The following is a 17,440-nucleotide window of genomic DNA, read 5'->3' on the forward strand; positions in this document are numbered from 1 at the left end:
GGCACCACTACCTCACGGATCTTGCTGCCCCGGCCCGCCGTCTCGCCGATTTCCTCGACTTCAATGTCACGGCCCCCCAGCGTGGTCAGGGATTCTAGGGTCTGGGCGGCCTTGCCCGTGGCGGCGATCAGAAAGCTGCCGCGTTCCTCGCGCACGTCGCCCAGTTGGTCCTCGTTCAGTTCCAGGCGGCGCAGTTGCACCAGGAAATCCTGCTCATCCCACTCTGGGGCAGCCTGGGCGGGGGTCAGGCGCAACACAATCACGCCAGCATCCACCTCTGGAATGTGGGCGGGGTACAGCGTCAGCACCACGCGGCGAGCGTCGGGGAAGCCGCCAGCGATGCGGTGGCGCAGGTCTTCCTCGTTCAGGAGGCGGCGGTCGATCTCGTCGCCGTCCAGGAATCCGGTGCGGACCACGCGGCCTCCGCGCGCCTGGGCCACCAATGTAGAGAGTTTCTGCTTCATGCCTGGCAGGATAGTGCGTGAGGCAGTGGGAGAGGGCAATCAGCTCCTCAGTTTTCTGGAGTTGCCATCTGCGGTTTAACCCCTCAGTCTGCTTTGAAGCCAGCTCCCCCCCACGGGAGCCAGGAGGGCAATTGAGCGCGCCACACATCATCGACTTGCCTCCCTTCTAAGGGAAGGTGCTCCACAGAGGCGGACTTGCAGAGCTGCGAAACAGAGGGGTTAAACGTGCGAGCCAGCCCAGAAACCGAACTTTCCAGCAGCGTTGAGCCGCCCATCACACTGCTATCCCCACCGCCCCCCCATTCTGCCGAACACTAAACCCCTGACCCTATTTCGCTCAGGGCTAAATTACGCTAAACTACACCCATGACCGAACCGTTCGACGCCGCCCTGCGTCCCAAGTCGCTGACCGAATACGTGGGCCAGGAGAAGCTGAAGGACAAGCTGGGCGTGTACCTGCAAGCTGCCCGCAACCGCAGGGAGGCGCTGGACCACACGCTACTGTTCGGGCCGCCGGGGCTGGGCAAGACCACGCTGGCGCACATCATCGCCGCCGAGCTGGGCGTGAATATCCGCGTGACCTCCGGCCCGGCGATTGAGAAACCAGGGGATCTGGCGGCCATCCTGACCAACAGCTTGGAGGAAGGCGACGTGCTGTTCATCGACGAGATTCACCGTCTGGGACGGGTGGCAGAAGAACACCTGTATCCGGCGATGGAGGATTTCAAGCTGGACATCGTGCTGGGGCAGGGGCCGGCGGCGCGCACCATCGAGCTGCCGCTGCCGCGCTTTACGCTGGTGGGCGCAACCACGCGGCCCGGCCTGATCAGCGCGCCGATGCGCTCGCGCTTTGGGATCATCGAGCATCTGGAGTATTACACCCCCGAGGAAATCGCCACCAACCTACTGCGTGACGCCCGGCTGCTGGGGTTCGGGTTGGTTGAAGAAGCCGCCCTGGAAATAGGGGGGCGCTCGCGCGGGACCATGCGAATCGCCAAGCGGCTGCTGCGCCGGGTGCGCGATTACGCCGAGGTGGCCGGGGAAAGCACCATTGAGCTGGAACGGGCCTACAGCGCCCTGGACAAGCTGGGGCTGGACACGGCGGGGCTGGATGACCGCGACAAGAAGTACCTGGAAACGCTGATCCACCGTTTCGCGGGTGGGCCGGTGGGCGTGGACACCCTCGCCACTGCCATTTCCGAGGACGCGCTGACCCTGGAAGACGTGTACGAGCCGTACCTGATCCAACTGGGTTTTATCAAGCGCACCCCACGCGGACGGGTGGCGACGGCCCACGCCTATGACCATCTGGGGTTGCCCGTGGGCGGGGCGGATGGGGATTTGGGGCTTTATACGAATTAGAGGTGACGCTTCACCTCTCCTTTCCATCAATGGAGGGGATTTTTTGATCCTCTCTAATACGAGGGCGTTGTAGGCCAAGAGTTTTAAAGCAACCGCTCTCCCCTTTCAGCCTCCAGCAACGCCACCTTGCGCTCCACACCCCAGCGGTAGCCGCCGCTTCCGCCCACCTTGGGGACGATCCGGTGGCACGGGATCACCAGCGCGACTGGATTTCTGGCGCAGGCCGTCGCCACCGCGCGCACCGCTCTGGGCTGATCGATCATCCCGGCCAGCTCGGCGTAGGTGCGCGTCTCTCCGTGGGGAATTTCGCGCAGGGCGGCCCAGACCCGCTGCTGAAAATCGGTGCCGGGGGCCTCTGTCTTCAGGTTCAGGCCAGGATTCAGGCCATCCAGATAAGCCCGCAAGCCCTGGATGTAGGGCTGAAGCGGCGCGGCATCCTCAACCAGCTCGGCGGCGTGGTACTCGGCGCACAGCTCCGCCGTCATGGCCCCGGCCTCGCCGAAACGGACTCCACACAGACCCCGCGCAGTGGCGGCCACCAGCATCGGCCCCAGCCTGCTGTCCACCACGGCGAAATGAATGGTCTGCCCAGCTCCGCCCATCCGGTACGCACCCGGCGTCATCCCCAGACCGTCTTCGCGGTAGAGCGTGCTGGACGTTTCGTGTCCGGCGTCGTACATGGCTGTCGTTACGGGCTTACCCATTTTCAGACCCTCCTTAAAACGTTGATTGCGAAGCCCCAGGGCGTACTGCTTGGGACTCAGACCCACCGCGCGTTTGAACAGCCGTTGAAGGTGAAAGGGGCTGAGGCCCACGTCGGCGGCCAAGGCGGAAAGTGTTGGGGGCGTCTCGGCGATTTCGAGCAGAAACCCGACCCGCGCCACCACCCGCAGACCCGCACTCACGCCATCCGGTTTGCAGCGCAGACAGGCCCGCAAGCCAGCCGTTCGCGCCAATTCGGACGAGTCGTGAAAGGACGCGTTTTCGCGCCTGGGCCGCCGGGATGGACACGACGGGCGGCAGTAAATCCCGGTGGAGCGCACGCCATACCAGAATGCCCCGTCCGCCTGCACGTCCCGCAGCAGGACAGCTTCCCAGCGGCTTTCCTCGGTTGGATATGAACCGTCCATTCCCTCACCTCTGGGGCCAGCTTAGCGGGGGACGCCAGGGGGCGCACTCTGTTTCTTGCGCTCAGAGTGGAACCAGACCACTGCTGCACTGCACTACTTCTACCCTGCACAGCTTCTGCACATCACTGCCACCGTCCTCTACACTTTCCCCCATGCCCGTCCCCCAGATTCAGGTCTTCGGCACCAGAAAGAGCAAGGAAACCCGCGCCGCCGAGCGGTTTTTCAAGGAGCGACAGGTCAAGATCCATTTCGTGGACCTGACGCAGCGCCCGATTGCGAAGGGCGAGCTGACCCGTTTCGTGCAGAAATTTGGCCTCAATGAACTGCTCGATCTGGAGGGCAAGGCGTATGAGCGCAGCAATCTGGCGTATCTGCGGACCACCGAGGACGGCGTGATCGCCAAGGTGATCGAGACGCCCGAGCTGCTGCGGCTGCCCCTGGTGCGCGGCGGCAAGATCTTGAGCGTGGGCGAGGACCTGGCCGGTTGGAAGGCCATGCTGGAAGACGCCCAGTGACTGTTATGTCCGGGATAGAGACTGTGGCCGGGGTGGAGACGCGGCGCTGGGGAACACTGCCGGACAGTCAGGACGTGCAGCTTTTCGTGCTGCGCGCCCCGAACGGCCTGACCGTCACGCTGGGCGAGTACGGCGCGCGGCTGCTGCGGGTGCAGATGCCAGACCGGGACGGCGTGCCCGGCGACGTGCTACTGGGCCATCCCGAGCTGGCGGTCTATCTGGAGCAGGAGGACGCCCTGTATTTCGGCGCGACGGTGGGAAGAGTTGCCAACCGGACGGCGCGTGGACGCTTTGAGCTGGGCGGACAGCAGTACCAACTGGCCCTTAACAACCCACCCAACCATCTGCACGGCGGTCCCGGCGGCTTTCATGCCGTGCGCTGGGAAGGGACGGCGCTGGATGAGAGTGACGGCCTGCGCGGTGTGGCCTTCCGGTATCACAGCCCGGACGGCGAGGAAGGTTACCCAGGCGCGGTGGACGTGACGGCCCGCTACACCCTGGGTGACGACGGCTGGCTGAGCCTGGACTGCTGGGCCACCACCGACACCCCCACGCCGCTGAACCTGACCAACCACGCCTACTGGAATCTGGCCAACGGCGGCGCGGGCAGCGTGCTGGATCACACCCTTCTCCTTCCCGCCGACCGATTTCTGGCCGTGGACGACAATGCGATTCCAACCGCGATCACGGAAGTGCAGGGAACGCCCTTCGACTTCCGCGCGGGCAAACCGCTAGGGCAGGATATGGATGCGGATGACGCGCAGCTCCGGGGGGCAGGCGGCTACGATCATCATTTCGTCCTTCTGAACGGGGGCGAGTGTCTGAAACAGGTGGCGGTCTTGGCTGACCCCGCCAGCGGACGCCGCATGGAAGTCTGGACCACCGAGAACGGCGTGCAGCTCTACAGCAGCAATTTCCTGGGTGGCAGCGTCGGGGGTTGGAACGGGGCACGGTATGAGCAGCACTCGGCCCTGTGTCTGGAAACCCAGCAGGCCCCCGACGCAGTGAATCAGCCGGAGCTGGACTGCCTGGGCACAGTTTCGATCATCGTGCAGCCCAGCCAGCCTTACCACACGCAAACCCAGTGGCGTTTTTCGGTGCTGGACCAGTAGGCGAATCTGTTCTCTACTTTGCATTCAGAGTGTAGGAACTGCCCCCCAGCCGCAGCAAATTAACTTGGGCTTGCTGTTCTTATCGGGCAGGGCGAAAGCAAATAGCTGTTCTTTGTGGCTGTCGCTGTAGGTCAGGATCAGGGTGTAGTCCTTGACAGCGTAGGTGCCGCTGCTGGCGCTCTGGCTGCTGGATGAGAAGCCGCCGGTGACATTGCCCTTGGACGTCCCGGTGTCGGTGAAGGTGGACGCACCGCTGACCATGCTGCACACGTCCCCGCCGACAAATGACCTGGACTCGTACTGCCCACTCAGCTTGATGCCTTCGAGCCTGAGCATCGGCTCAAAGGTGTCGCCGTCTATTTCCAGCGCGTTGCCCACCTTCTTGAGGGTCACAGGCTTCTGGCTGTCCACCGTGATCATGCCGTTCTGAACCACGTACACCTCGCAGACCGGCAGGCCGTTGGGATGGGTGTGGGCGCAGTCAGCCTCGTCCATACCTGTGTCTGGCTCGTCAGTGAACACATAGCCGGATTTGTCGAAGATCATCACAGCCCAGCACAACCCGCCGTAGCCCAGCACGGCCAGCGGATCGGCGTACCAGTGGACATACGCGCCGCTCAGACCGCCGCTGCCCCTGGGTGGCGTGGGCGCTTTGCCTGTGCCGTAGCGCGGAACCGCCGTCGCCTTGGTGACATGACGGCAACGCATGGAGGGATAGGAAACGCCCAGCTCGTGCAGGCCCGTTTCATCCCCGGCGCTTAACAGTCGGGACATACGGTGAACGCAGCAGAAAGGGATGGAAGTTGTCAATCCGGCATCCAGAATAAGCAAGCAGGAGATGAAAACCATGCTGTCAGCGGCTTGAACTGATATGGATTCCGTTTGTCTCCTTCTCGCCATCGTCGCGAACAGACTGTCGTCGTGGGAGAGGACCGACTGGCACAGCTCGAAGAGAGGACGCTGCTCGCTCTGCTTCGCAGCTTTGCCAGTCCGCTCGGATGACAGGTATTTCCAACACCTTTTCATCGGAGTCCGTATCAGTTCAGGATGCAGGTTTCCAGAAGGCTGGGGCGTTAAACTCGGTGCCAGTTAACATCTGACCCCCGGAGGCCCGATGCACCGATTCTTTTTGCGACTGTGCGCCCTTCTCGTTTTGCTACACTTCCCGGCCCACGCCACCAATTTCACCTACGGAGCCTGGACATTCACGCTGCCCGAAGGGGCCAGGGAGTCCGTGCAAGACGGCATCCGGGCATTCGGTTACGACAACGCCGTGTACCTGTTCACGCCGCCGGAACCGCTCGGGGGACGCACGCTGGAAGCCGTGGCCGCCGCCACCATGAAAGACATCACCCAGAACAACGCGGGCCAGCTTCAGGCCGGGAGCAAGCGCACGGCAGAGGGTGGACTGGTGATTTTGCCCTTCACGGGCGCGGTGACTGACCCCAGAACGGGCCAGAGCAACATTCAGACCTACTTTTTCTTTGCCAAAAATGACCAGTGGGGGCTGGCCCTGCTGATGATGAACGCTGGCGCAAATGCGGAAGAGGCGATGGCCCCGCTCGGCAGCGTGCAATTCTCGCCGGATAGGCCCAGTGCTCAGCAAAATGACGCGCCCACGCCGCCGCGCCTGCCCGCCCTGCCCTGGGCCACGCCCGCCCAGAACCGCACGGTGTCCAGCGTGCCGGGCATGGACTTTCCAGCCGCCCGCAAGAAGGGCCTGGACCCCAAACATGATCTGCTGCCCGACGTGTTTGACTGCTATTTCGTGGGCGAGTATTCCGGCGACGATGTTCGGGCCATGTCACCCACGCCTGACCTGCGGCTTCAGGTATCGGCCAGTGGCACGTATGCTCTCAACGACGGCGCGGCCAGATCCTCAGGGCGCTGGACAACCCGCAAGGAAGGCGGCAAGACCAGGAGTATTGGGCTGGAGGGACCAATAACGAACAGCAGAACTTATATCAATGGCATGGACAGCGGTCAGGAATTCAATGCCACCCATGCGGCCAGCAAGCGTGATGTCCGCTGTTATCAAGCCGGGCCAGGTGCCGAACTGCTACGCCTGGAACTGACCCGAAAACGCATTGGCAACGAAACGCTGACCTGCCAGGACGCGGGCGGCGGCGCTCCGTACACACTGACCTTTGGCGACGGCACGTACAGCACGCCCAGAGGCAGCGGACGCACCCGGCTGGGGTTGTCCGGTAGCGGCTCTGGCTGGCAGGGGCTGGCAAGGTTCACGGGCGGCCCCTTTGACCTCAGCGCGGGCGAGATGACCGAGGACACGGAGGGCAACCGCACCCTGAGCATCAGTGAGAAGATGACCGAGAGCCGGGGCTTCTGGTACACCAGCACCACCACCACGCCGATTGCCCTGTGCCGCGCCAAAACCACACCCAAACCCGCGCCGATCTATGGCCGGAGCGCCGCACCCAGAACGGGACTCAAGGGCGGGCCAGACGGGCTGTTCGTAAGCCTGCAAAACCATCCATATATGTCTGGTCTCATCCTCTTGCAAAACTATCAACTGGAACTCAGTTTGTTCCGACCCGACGGCTACCTGCTGGCGGACATTGACCCCACCCAACTGGGCGGCTTGCCCGACTGCGCCCGCACCAAACCGAACGGCGATCCCTTCTGCGACCGCTACGAACTGACGGGCGGCAAGCTGCGAATGCAAGACCATGACCTCACCTGGAACGACGCCGAAGCCTTCAAAATCACGCCCGCAGGCTTTACCCTGGGCGACACCACCTATTCCCGCGCCCTGCCCGTCAAGGCCGCTGACCTGGCCGGAGTGTTCAGCACAGAGGATTTCAGGGGCAACGGCCCGATTGGGGGCGCACTCGGCGGCGGCGCGGGCGTCTACAACTCGCTCTCCAGCGGCTATCAATTTACAAAGAACGGCAAATTCAACTGGAAATACAGCTCCACCACCACCACGCTAATCTCGCCCAGCCTGATTACCGGGGGCGGCGTGTCGGGCGGTGGAGGCAATACCCGCAGGGACGGCGGTCAGGGCAGCTACAGCCTGAAAGACAACTGGCTGACCCTCACATTCAGTGACGGGCGCACGCAACGGCTGTACGTGTACTCTCAGCCTGCCGCCGATCTGAAGAATGACCCAACGCTGGGCAACCGCCTGAATATTGGCGGAACCTGGCTGAATAGAGCGCCGGAGAAGTAGTCGCGTACTTCTATGGCACTACTTCTGCACCACGAAGCCCGCATCCGTCAGCTTCAGCAGAGCCAGATCAAAACCCATGCCGCGTGAACCTTCCGTCAGGCCATCCGCGAATTCCTGGAAGCTGGCCGGGTCATTCTTCCAGCCCTCGGCCAGCACGCCGAACAGCGCAACTTGCAAGATCAACGTGTCCGACATCTTCTGCTTGCCCATGTCGTCCAGCTTGGTGATCTCGGGAATGGCCAGCATCAGCGTCTGCATCTGCTGTCTCAGGGCCGTCATCTGGGTGCGGGTGGGATCATCGCCCCGGCCCTGGGTCATCATCCAGGCGTAACCCCAGTAGATGGCCCAGGTGTCGGCCAGATTGCTGGTACCCAGGCCGAACCTGCTCTTCGCCTCCTTGTCCAGCTCGGCGAATACGTCAGCGCTCTTGAAGAGCTTCTGCCACTCCGCTCCCGATTCTGGGCTGGAAGCTGAGATCTCCTTCACGAAGCCGTTGATGGCCTCCTGGCGCACGGCGGGCGAGACCTTGAACTTCAGGATTTCGGGCTTGGCAAGTGGTTTGAAGGGCGTAGGCGCGGGCGTGGCCGTGCTGGGCGTCTGCCCCGCTGGCGCTGGCGTGCCGCCCACCTGGTTCATCAGTTTGAAAATGGAACCTGACAACCCGGAAGCGCTGGGGGCGCTTTGGGCCTGAACGGCTGTTCCCAGCGTCAGCATGAGGGCCAGAGCAGGAGCACGTTTGGGCATGGCGTCAGGGTATACCGCCGGGGCTGGAGCGAATCGAAACGCCTCATACCCTCAACGCGTCCGCTCACCAGCGGAACAGCAAGACCGGGAAGGGCTGCATTGCAGTGGGCGCCCATTCGTTAGACTCCCCTACACATGCGCCTGGCCATCATCGCGGACATTCACGGCAACCTGGACGCGCTACGGGCGGTGCTGGCCGACGCTCAGGCGCAGGGCGCAGAGCAGTTGGTTGTCAACGGCGACGTGGTCAACCGGGGACCGGACTCGGTGGCAGCGCTGGAAACGCTGCTTGCGCGGGATGACGTGAGCTTCACGCTGGGCAACCACGACGACCTGCTGCGAATGTGGGACGCCCGCAGCCCGGACCTGCCCGCCGAATGGTTCAGCGATCCCTTCTGGGGGGCCACCGCCTGGAGCGCCAAACAACTGAACAGCGCCGGACTGCTGCATGTTCCCGCCGACTGGCCCCTGACGCGGACTGTGCAGATTCCAGGGCTACCCAGCATGCTGATCGCCCACGGCTCCCCGCAGCATTACCGCGAGGGCCTCAGCGAGAGAACCAGCCCCGAACGCGTGCAGGAGCTGAGCGCCGGACACGGCGTCCTGATCGGCTCGCACATCCACCGCCCCGCGCAGGCACAGGTAGGCGGCGTGCTGGTGCTGAACACGGGAGCGGTGGGCGCACCTGCAAACGGTGATCCGCGCGCCCAGTACCTGCTCCTGACAGCGGGAGCGGACGACTGGCACACTGAATTCCGGGCCGTTCCCTATGACCGTACAGGTGTGCTGGCACGCTTCGGCAGCAGCGGTCTGCTGGACACCGGCCTCAGCGCGCAGATTTTCCGGGAAGAGATCATCAGCTCACGCAGTCTGTACACGCCGTACTGGTCCTGGACCGAGAACGGGGGGCTGCCGCGCAATGCACAGACCTGGGACACCTTTCTGCGCCGCCTTCCCGCCCGGCGGCCATAAAAAACCCGCCCAATCAAGGGCGGGCAGGGGAATCTAGGAAAGCTCTACTTGAAGTCTGGCTTTACTTGAAGTCCGGGGGAATCAGGACGCTATCAATGGGATAGACGGCGCTGTTGCCCACGATGATCGGGGTCACGTTGACCATTGCGCCGGTAATCACGTCGCCCGTCAGCACGCCGATGCTCAGCACGCCGCCCTTGGTCTGGAGGTCCAGGCTGCTGCCTTCCAGGCTGCGAAGCTGTGCGCCCATCAGATCGGTGTCGGTCACGCGGCCAGTCACCACATGGAACGTCAGAACCTGCTTGAGCAGGGCCTTGTCGGCCATCAGGCGGTCCAGCGTGGCCTTGGGCACCTTGGCGAAGGCATCGTTGGTAGGAGCGAAGAGGGTCACGTCGCTGGCCATCAGGGGCGTGGTCAGCTCAGCGGTCTGAAGCAGGCTCAGCAGGGTGCTGAACTGAGGCTCGGAGGCCAGACGCTGCTCCAGGGTCATGGCACCCGTGGCGGCTGCCGGGGTAGGCGAAACGGGTGCTGCCGGAGGCGTCATCACGGGCGCAGTGGCCGCAGGAGCGGTTGCAGCAGGTGCGGCGGCGGCAGGCGCAGGCAGATTCAGGTCAGGAGCGATCAGCACCGTATCAATGGGATAGACGGCACTGTTGCCGACAATGATCGGAGTGACATTTACAGTCGCGCCGGTGATGTCGCCGTTGTTCAGCACGCCAACCATCAGTACGCCTGCCGTGTCCTTGAGATCCAGGCTGCTGCCTTCCAGGCTGCGGAGCTGCGTGGTCTTGAGGTCCGCTTCCATGACGCGGCCACTGACCGCGTGGAAGCTCAGGGCCTGCTTGAGCAAGGCCTTGTCGGCCATCAGGGCGTCCAGCGTGGCCTTGGGCAGCTTGGCGAAGGCATCGTTGGTGGGCGCGAAGAGGGTCACGTCAGTGGCCATCAGGGGGGTGGTCAGTTCAGCGGTCTGGAGCAGGCTCAGCAGGGTGCTGAACTGAGGCTCGGAGGCCAGACGCTGTTGCAGGGTCATGGCACCCGTAACGGCTGCCGGGGTGGGCGAGACGGGTGCCGCGGGGGGCACGGCCACTGGAGCAGGCGCAGCAGGTGCCGTAGCCGCAGGTGCCGCAGCAGGTGCGGCGGTGCCCAACGTCAGGTCCGGGGGAATCAGGACGCTGTCGATGGGATAGACGGCGCTGTTGCCCACGATGATCGGGGTCACGTTCACCATTGCGCCGGTGATCACGTCGCCCGTCAGCACGCCGATGCTCAGCACGCCGCCCTTGGTCTGGAGGTCCAGGCTGCTGCCTTCCAGGCTGCGAAGCTGTGCGCCCATCAGATCGGTGTCGGTCACGCGGCCAGTCACCACGTGGAACGTCAGAACCTGCTTGAGCTTGGCGTCATCGGCCATCAGGGCGTCCAGGGTGGCCTGGGGCACCTTGGCGAAGGCGTCGTTGGTGGGCGCGAAAATGGTCACGTCGCTGGCCATCAGGGCGTCGGCCAGTCCGGCCTTCTGGATCAGGCTCAGCAGGGTGCTGAACTGGGCTTCACCTTGCAGGCGCGTGACCAGGGTCTCGGCCCCGGTGGCCGTGGTGGTGGCGGCAGGTGCTGGAGCTGGTGCGGGCGTTGCCACAGGTGCGGGCGTTGGCGCGGGCGCAGCAGGTGCAGGCGCGGCGGCGACAGGAGCCTCAGCCGGGGTGGGTGGGGCAGGCAGCTTCAGGGTGGGGGGCAACAGCACCTTGTCGATCACGTAGATGATGCCGTTGTCGGCAGTATCCACGGAGCCGGTGACCTTAGCGTCGCCCACCATCTGGGTATCGCCGTCTTTCTTGACATTCAAGCTGCTGCCTTCCAGGCTGCTGATCTGGCTTTCCGCCGCCACCTGATCTGCCGTCATCTTGCCCGTCGCGATGTGGTACAGCAGCACCTGCTGCAGCGTGTCGGGATCACTGGCGATCAGGGCCAGCGTCTCGGGATCAACGGCAGCGAACGCCTCGTTGGTGGGGGCGAAGATGGTGTACTCGTTGTCCATCAGGATGTCGGTGATGCCTGCGTCGCTGAGCAGATCGCGCAGGGTGCTGAAGCGGTCGTCGGAGACGATCACGTCGTACAGCGAGTTGGTGTTCATCTCGGCCATGTCGGCGTCGGCGCTGGGATCAGCCGTGGCCGTATCCGTGGTCGCCGTGTCGGTGGTCGCCATATCCGTCGCGGCAGTGTCCGTTGCGGCGGTATCGGTGGTCGCCGTATCCGTCGCGGCAGTATCCGTCGAGGTGGTGGCGTCCGTGGTCGTCGTGGCCGCAGCGGTGTCGGCACTCATGGTCGCGCCGCTCAGGGGCAGGGCAGGAATATCGGCGATGCTGGTGGCCGCCTGGGCCATCGGCATTTCCGGCGCGGCCTCGGCCACCGGCTCCTCAGCGGGTGCGGGCATCTCGGCGGCAGGCTCTTCGGCGGGGGCCTCGGCCACCGGCTCGGCTTCCTGCACGGCAGGCTCAGCCGCAGCCACCGGGGCCGGCATCAACACGGTATCGATCACATGGACGATGCCGTTGCAGGCCACCACATCGGCCTTGGTGACGGTGGCGTTGTCGATCATGACCTTGCCGTCGCTGATCGTGACCAGGAAGCTCGATCCCTGAGCCGTCTTGCCAGAGGTCATGCCCATGACCTGCTTGGCCGTGACCTTGCCGGGCACGACGTGGTACAGCAGGATGTTCTTGAGGGCTTCAGGATCGTTGAGCACAGCGGCCAGCGTGTCACTGGGCAGCTTGGCGAAAGCGGCATTGGTGGGTGCGAAAACCGTGTAGGTTCCGCCCTGCAATGTCTCGGTCAGTCCAGCGGCCTCGACGGCAGTCGCCAGCGTGCTGAAGTTGGAGTCGCTGGTCACGATCTGCGCGATGGACATGCAGGTGGGGGCGGGCTTGGCGACAGGCGCGCCTGCACCGCCAGCCAAGGCGGGAGTGGCCAGCAAAAGGCCGAGCGTGATGAGACTGGTCTGCTTCTTCATGAATTCACCTCTGACAGATTTTAGGTTGCTAATCGTCCGACACTCAATCTTCACCACAGCAAGATGAAAAGCAACCTGTACAAGATTTGGGACAGATCATGTAAATGAAAAGGCCAGTAAGCCACGCCCTCTTCTCATCTAAATCACACATGGAAAAAATCTTCGTTTAGGTGTCTGGCCGACTTGCCGTGTAGCAGAAAGGCACGGCATTGCTCTCAGGCTCCGAGTAGACGACAGCACAACAATTTTAGGCTGCCACAGGAATGGATGCAGGCCGTGCCGACGACTCGGTGAAGAAGCGGTGAAAAGGCCATTACCTGACTGGTGGTTGAACGAATCGTGGCTGAATGCCGTATGGCTGAATGGGAGATACGGTGCCAGATCAGCCATTGCATCAGCCACCGTCCCCACCTCCAACGGCGTCTGGCCCGCTCCATGCGAGTGGAATCTCTGGCACATCGGCGGCGCTCCAGTGACATATCCACCCTGATCTGACCAATCCGTCCCCACCCAGAGGACAAAAGGCTCGAAGCCCGCGCTGGGAGACAAGCCATGAAAGTAATCTGAGCAAAAATCCTGCCACCCGCAGCAGCCCTCTGATGCGGTCCGAAACTCAGCCGGAGGGAAACGATTATTTAACGTGCGGTCAGTCAAACTTGTCGGTAGAAGGGCAGTCTTCGCAGGTCGGTGCCCGGGCAGAGGCAGGTTTGAAAGAGATTTGAAATACTTCATCTTTTAGGGTGGCCTTCGTATATTTTCTCTCTTTCCTGTCTGCCGTCAGATTCTCTTTAGCCCTGCATGAAGCTGACTTTGTCGCGGTAGTTTGCCGCCTGTGTCCTGCCCGGAGTTTGCCAGATGTCCACCCACACGCTGATCCAGACCCATACCATCGCGCTGTACACCGAGGGCACCTATCCCCAGGCCCACGGCGGCGTCAGCGTGTGGGTGGACCAACTGGTGCGGGGTCTGGGCGATCACCGGTTTGTGGTGCAGGCCATTTCCGGCATTCCCTTCGCCCGAGCGGCGGTGCAGATGCCCAGCAATGTGAGCTTCACGCAGGTGCCGCTGTGGGGTGCGCCGCCGTCCGCCCTGGTTCGCAACGACGCCGCCCGCAGGCGAGGGGCCGAGGGCGCTTACCTGACCCTGCTGGACGGGCTGTGTACGCTGGATCTGGACCTGTTCGCGGCAGGATTACAGGCGCTGAGTACGCTGGGCCAGGGCGGGGGCTTTACCGCCCTGCTGGACACGCCACGGGTGGCCCGGCTCACGCTGGACACCTGGGCGGGCCACGCGGCGCGGCAGGCGGGTTCCCGCGTTCGTGGCGAACCCCGGCTGCCGCTGCCTACCGTGGCCGACTCGCTGGACGCCCTGATGTGGCTGGAACACGCGCTGCGCCCACTGGGCCACGCGGCCCCGCAGGCAGAGGTAGGGCATGCCGTCAGCAATGGCTTCGCCGGGCTACTGGCGCTGCACGGGCTGTGGTCCCACGGCACCCCCTTCGTGCTGACCGAACACGGCGTGTACCTGCGTGAGCGTTACATGGAATTTCGCCGCAGCGCCTACAGCCCCGGCTTTAAAGGCATGCTGCTGCGCTTTTACCGCCTGCTGTGCAGTCTGGTCTACCGCGAGGCCACGCTGGTGCTGCCGGGTTCCCACTACAACCGCCGCTGGGAGGAGCGTCTGGGCGCGCACCCCGACAAGATCCACTGCGTTTATAACGGCATCGACCCGGACATCTTCCCGCACGCCGAGGAGGAACCGGCAGAGAGCGTGGTGAGCTGGGTCGGGCGCATCGATCCCCTGAAAGACATCGAAACGCTGATCCGCGCCTTCGATCTGGTGCGGCGACGCAACGCGGGCGCGCAGCTTCGGCTGTTCGGCGGCACCCCGGCGGGCAACGAGGGCTACCTGTTCCAGTGCCAGAGCCTGACCCAGCAACTGAATCTGACCGAGAACGTGACCTTCGAGGGCCGCATCGACGACATCACCGACGCCTACCGCGCCGGGCAGGTGGTGGCCCTGACCAGCGTCAGCGAGGGCTTTCCGTACACCGTGATCGAGGCGATGGCGATGGGCCGCCCACCCGTGGCCACCCGTGTGGGCGGCGTGCCCGAGGCGGTGGGCGACGCTGGACTGATCGTGCGCCCGCGCGACGTGATGGGCGTGGCCAGTGCGTTGACCCGCCTGCTGGACGACGCGCCGCTGCGTGCCCGCCTGGGCCGCGCCGCCCGCGAGCGCGTGATGGAACTGTTTACCTTGGACGGCTGTCTGGACGCTTACCGCCGGGCCTACCCGCTGGTAATCGCCGGGGGGAAAGGGCTGTGAACCGTGAAAGCAGCCGCGATACGGTGCGCTCCCGACTGCTCAGGGTGACGGGCGACAACAGGTTCAATCCGGTGGACCCGCCTTCAGTGCAGGCCCCGACACCACAAGCTTCTGATCCGGTTCCAAAACAGTCCGTTCAGTCCAGCCCCTTTGAGGACATAGGACTCCCTGACCCTCACCTCCAGGATATCCAGACCTGGGATGCACATTCCCTGGACACCCACTCTCTGGATACACAGTTCCAGCGGACGGCCCGCAGCCACACCGGCACGCGGACCAGCACTGCCCGCACCCGCCTGCAACTGCCCGGCGAACTGCCCGAGCGGCTGCGCGAGGTGGATCTGAAACTGGCCGCCGAGCGCGCCAGCGCCGTGGACGCCGAGGAACTGGCCGCCTATCTGGAGGCCGACGGGCTGGGCGACGAGATCCTCAAAGACCGTTACGGCGCGGACGGGCTGTTCGACGCTGCCGAGATGCTGTACCGGCAAAAAGGAACGGGAAGGGCGCTGGACCATGTGCCCGCGCCCGCCACCCCGGCCTTTCCCTGGCACATGCTGCCGCGCGGGCCGCTGTACCTGCTGCCGGGTCTGGCGGGCCTGCTGATCGCGGGCGCGCTGGGCAAGGCCGCCGAGAGCGCCTTCATTCTGGCGGCGGCCTTCGGCTGGGGCTGGACCATGACCGTGGCCGGGGTGCGCTACGCCGAACCCTTCGCGGTGCCGGGCCGCGCCCTGCGAACCACGCTCCTGGTCAGCGCCGGGGCCGGACTGCTGGGCGGGGCAGCCATCGCGGCGGCGCTGGGCGGCGACGTGCTGATCGGCGCGCTGGTAGGGGGCGCAGTGGCCCTGTCCAGCGGCGCGGCGGGCGTGCTGCTGTCGCTGGGGCAACTGGGGCAGTTTGCCGGGGCTTTTGCCAGCCCGCTGCTGGCCGCCGGAATCGTGATGTCGCTGCCCTCGCGCGGGGCGGCGCTGTTCGCGCTGGGGCTGCTGGCCGCCGTGCCCACCTTTACCGCCCTGAATGTAACCCGCCCACGCGGCAGCCTGAGCGCCAGCCTTTCCACCCTGCGCCCACACCTGCCCCATGCCGTGTACGGCTGGGCGATGGCCGCCGCCTTCGTGGCCCTGAGCTTGCGGATCGGCACCTGGCCGCTGCTGCCGGTGATCCTGGGGGCTGGGCTGCTGGAGGCGGGCGTGTGGCACGCCCAGGAGCGCCTCCAGGTCGCGGCGCGCACCCTGCGGACCCTGCCCGCGCTGCGCCGCGTGGGGTTGCCGACAGTCCTCCTGAGCGCCGCTGGCTATGGCCTGGCGCTGGGCGCGGGCGTGCTGCTGCTGTCCTGGCTGCGCCCACTCAACCTGAACCTCTCTTTGTTGACGGTGGCGCTGTACAGCGCAGCCCTGCTGCTCAGTTCCTGGCTGGCCAACCAGCGCCGTCTGGGCTTTCTGACGGTGGTCTGGGCACTTGGCGCAGCCGCGCTGGTACTGGGCCTGCCCCCACCCGCATTCGCGCTGTTCACGCTGCTCGCCCTGCTGTTTCCTACCCTGCACACCCTCTCTGACCCCAGGAGTTACCGCTGATGACCCAGACCACCCTGCCCAACCCCCACACCTCTACCTCTTCCCAGCGCCCGCTGGTGGCCGTGACCGGCGCGGACGGCTTTATTGGCTCGCACCTGACCGAGGAACTGGTCCGCGCGGGCTACCGCGTCAAGGCCATGGCCATCTACAACTCGCAGGGGTCCTACGGCTGGCTGGACACCGTGCCCGCCGAGACCATGCAGCATGTGGAGGTCCAACTGGGCGACGTGCGCGACGCGGGCAGCGTGCGGGCGCTGATGCGGGATGCCCAGACCGTCTACCACCTGGCCGCCCTGATCGCCATTCCGTACTCCTACGTCGCGCCGCGCTCCTACGTGGAGACCAACATCACCGGCACCCTGAACGTGCTGGAAGCCGCCCGTGACCTGGGCACCGGGCGCGTCGTGCATACCTCTACATCCGAGGTCTACGGCACCGCCCGCACCGCGCCCATCCACGAGTCTCACCCCTTGCAGGGCCAGTCGCCGTACTCGGCCACCAAGATCGGCGCGGACAAGCTGGCCGAGAGCTATTACCTGAGCTTCGAGCTGCCAGTGGTCACCATGCGGCCCTTCAACACCTACGGCCCGCGCCAGAGCGCCCGCGCGGTGATTCCCACCATCATCTCCCAGGTGGCGGCGGGGCGGCGCGAGATCAAGCTGGGCGACCTGCGCCCCACCCGCGACTTTAATTACGTGCTGGACACCGCCCGCGCCTTTCGCGCGGTGGGCGAGGCCGGGCCGGAGGTACTGGGCCGCGTGCTGAACGCCGGTTCGGGCCGCGAGATCACCGTGGGCGACACCGTCAAGCTGATCGGACAGGTGATGGGCGCGGAGCTAGACGTGACCCAGGAAGACGTGCGGCTGCGTCCCGAAGGCAGCGAGGTGATGCGCCTGCTGGCGGACCACTCCGAGCTGAGCAAACTGACTGGCTGGCAGCCGGAGGTGCCGCTGGAAGAGGGTCTGAAGCGCACTGCCGAGTGGTTCACCGACCCCGCCAATCTGGCCCGCTACCGGGTCGATCAATACACCGTCTGAGAGCAGCACAACACCTG

13 protein-coding genes (1 of these 13 running past the window's edge) are annotated in these 17,440 nt (G+C 64.7%); 8 read left to right on the forward strand and 5 right to left on the reverse strand.

Annotated features, from left to right (window positions below; translation table 11 throughout):
* Positions 1 to 464: the 5' portion of a S4 domain-containing protein gene (locus DAAJ005_RS15160; RefSeq protein ID WP_192930792.1), read on the reverse strand. The gene continues 235 nt to the left of window position 1, outside the view; 464 of the gene's 699 nt are visible here — the first part of the coding sequence; the start codon lies at positions 462 to 464; its stop codon lies beyond the left edge, outside the window.
* Between the two features lie 366 nt (positions 465 to 830).
* On the opposite strand from DAAJ005_RS15160, the gene ruvB reads away from it, so the two are divergent.
* Positions 831 to 1,826, forward strand: coding sequence for a Holliday junction branch migration DNA helicase RuvB (gene ruvB, locus DAAJ005_RS15165; RefSeq protein ID WP_151847834.1), 996 nt, complete (start codon positions 831 to 833; stop codon positions 1,824 to 1,826).
* 83 nt (positions 1,827 to 1,909) lie between these two features.
* Here ruvB and DAAJ005_RS15170 read toward each other — a convergent pair whose 3' ends face one another.
* Entirely contained in the window at positions 1,910 to 2,956 is a 1,047-nt protein-coding gene (locus DAAJ005_RS15170; protein ID WP_151847835.1) for a bifunctional transcriptional activator/DNA repair enzyme AdaA, read from the reverse strand.
* Positions 2,957 to 3,108: 152 nt separating this feature from the next.
* Here DAAJ005_RS15170 and DAAJ005_RS15175 point away from each other — a divergent pair, with 152 nt between their 5' ends.
* On the forward strand, positions 3,109 to 3,471 hold the full coding sequence (locus DAAJ005_RS15175; protein ID WP_151847836.1) for an ArsC/Spx/MgsR family protein: 363 nt from the start codon (positions 3,109 to 3,111) through the stop codon (positions 3,469 to 3,471).
* 5 nt (positions 3,472 to 3,476) lie between these two features.
* Positions 3,477 to 4,583, forward strand: a complete 1,107-nt coding sequence (locus DAAJ005_RS15180; protein ID WP_151848603.1) for an aldose epimerase family protein — start codon at positions 3,477 to 3,479, stop codon at positions 4,581 to 4,583.
* 24 nt (positions 4,584 to 4,607) lie between these two features.
* Here the strand turns inward: DAAJ005_RS15180 and DAAJ005_RS15185 are convergent, their stop codons facing one another.
* A complete protein-coding gene (locus DAAJ005_RS15185) occupies positions 4,608 to 5,357 on the reverse strand; it encodes a hypothetical protein (RefSeq protein ID WP_151847837.1) in 750 nt (249 codons plus the stop codon).
* Positions 5,358 to 5,697: 340 nt separating this feature from the next.
* On the opposite strand from DAAJ005_RS15185, the gene DAAJ005_RS15190 reads away from it, so the two are divergent.
* A complete protein-coding gene (locus DAAJ005_RS15190; RefSeq protein ID WP_151847838.1) occupies positions 5,698 to 7,773 on the forward strand; it encodes a hypothetical protein in 2,076 nt (691 codons plus the stop codon).
* Between the two features lie 18 nt (positions 7,774 to 7,791).
* Here DAAJ005_RS15190 and DAAJ005_RS15195 read toward each other — a convergent pair whose 3' ends face one another.
* A complete protein-coding gene (locus DAAJ005_RS15195) occupies positions 7,792 to 8,517 on the reverse strand; it encodes a DUF6683 family protein (RefSeq protein WP_151847839.1) in 726 nt (241 codons plus the stop codon).
* Positions 8,518 to 8,652: 135 nt separating this feature from the next.
* On the opposite strand from DAAJ005_RS15195, the gene DAAJ005_RS15200 reads away from it, so the two are divergent.
* Positions 8,653 to 9,489, forward strand: a complete 837-nt coding sequence (locus DAAJ005_RS15200; protein WP_151847840.1) for a metallophosphoesterase — start codon at positions 8,653 to 8,655, stop codon at positions 9,487 to 9,489.
* 61 nt (positions 9,490 to 9,550) lie between these two features.
* Here the strand turns inward: DAAJ005_RS15200 and DAAJ005_RS15205 are convergent, their stop codons facing one another.
* Entirely contained in the window at positions 9,551 to 12,490 is a 2,940-nt protein-coding gene (locus tag DAAJ005_RS15205; protein ID WP_151847841.1) for a fasciclin domain-containing protein, read from the reverse strand.
* 855 nt (positions 12,491 to 13,345) lie between these two features.
* Here DAAJ005_RS15205 and pelF point away from each other — a divergent pair.
* The 3 genes from pelF to DAAJ005_RS15220 are packed head-to-tail and all read left to right on the forward strand — an operon-like array spanning position 13,346 to position 17,423.
* Positions 13,346 to 14,815 (forward strand): GT4 family glycosyltransferase PelF, encoded by a 1,470-nt coding sequence (gene pelF / locus DAAJ005_RS15210; RefSeq protein ID WP_151847842.1) that lies wholly within the window; start codon positions 13,346 to 13,348, stop codon positions 14,813 to 14,815.
* A complete protein-coding gene (locus DAAJ005_RS15215; protein WP_226342463.1) occupies positions 14,812 to 16,386 on the forward strand; it encodes a hypothetical protein in 1,575 nt (524 codons plus the stop codon). The genes pelF and DAAJ005_RS15215 overlap by 4 nt, the downstream gene beginning before the upstream one ends.
* Entirely contained in the window at positions 16,386 to 17,423 is a 1,038-nt protein-coding gene (locus DAAJ005_RS15220; RefSeq protein WP_151847843.1) for an NAD-dependent 4,6-dehydratase LegB, read from the forward strand. Before DAAJ005_RS15215 ends, DAAJ005_RS15220 begins: the two co-directional genes overlap by 1 nt.
* The last annotated feature ends 17 nt before the right edge of the window (positions 17,424 to 17,440 follow it).

The sequence above is a fragment of the Deinococcus sp. AJ005 genome (assembly GCF_009017495.1).
Classification (GTDB): Bacteria; Deinococcota; Deinococci; order Deinococcales; family Deinococcaceae; genus Deinococcus.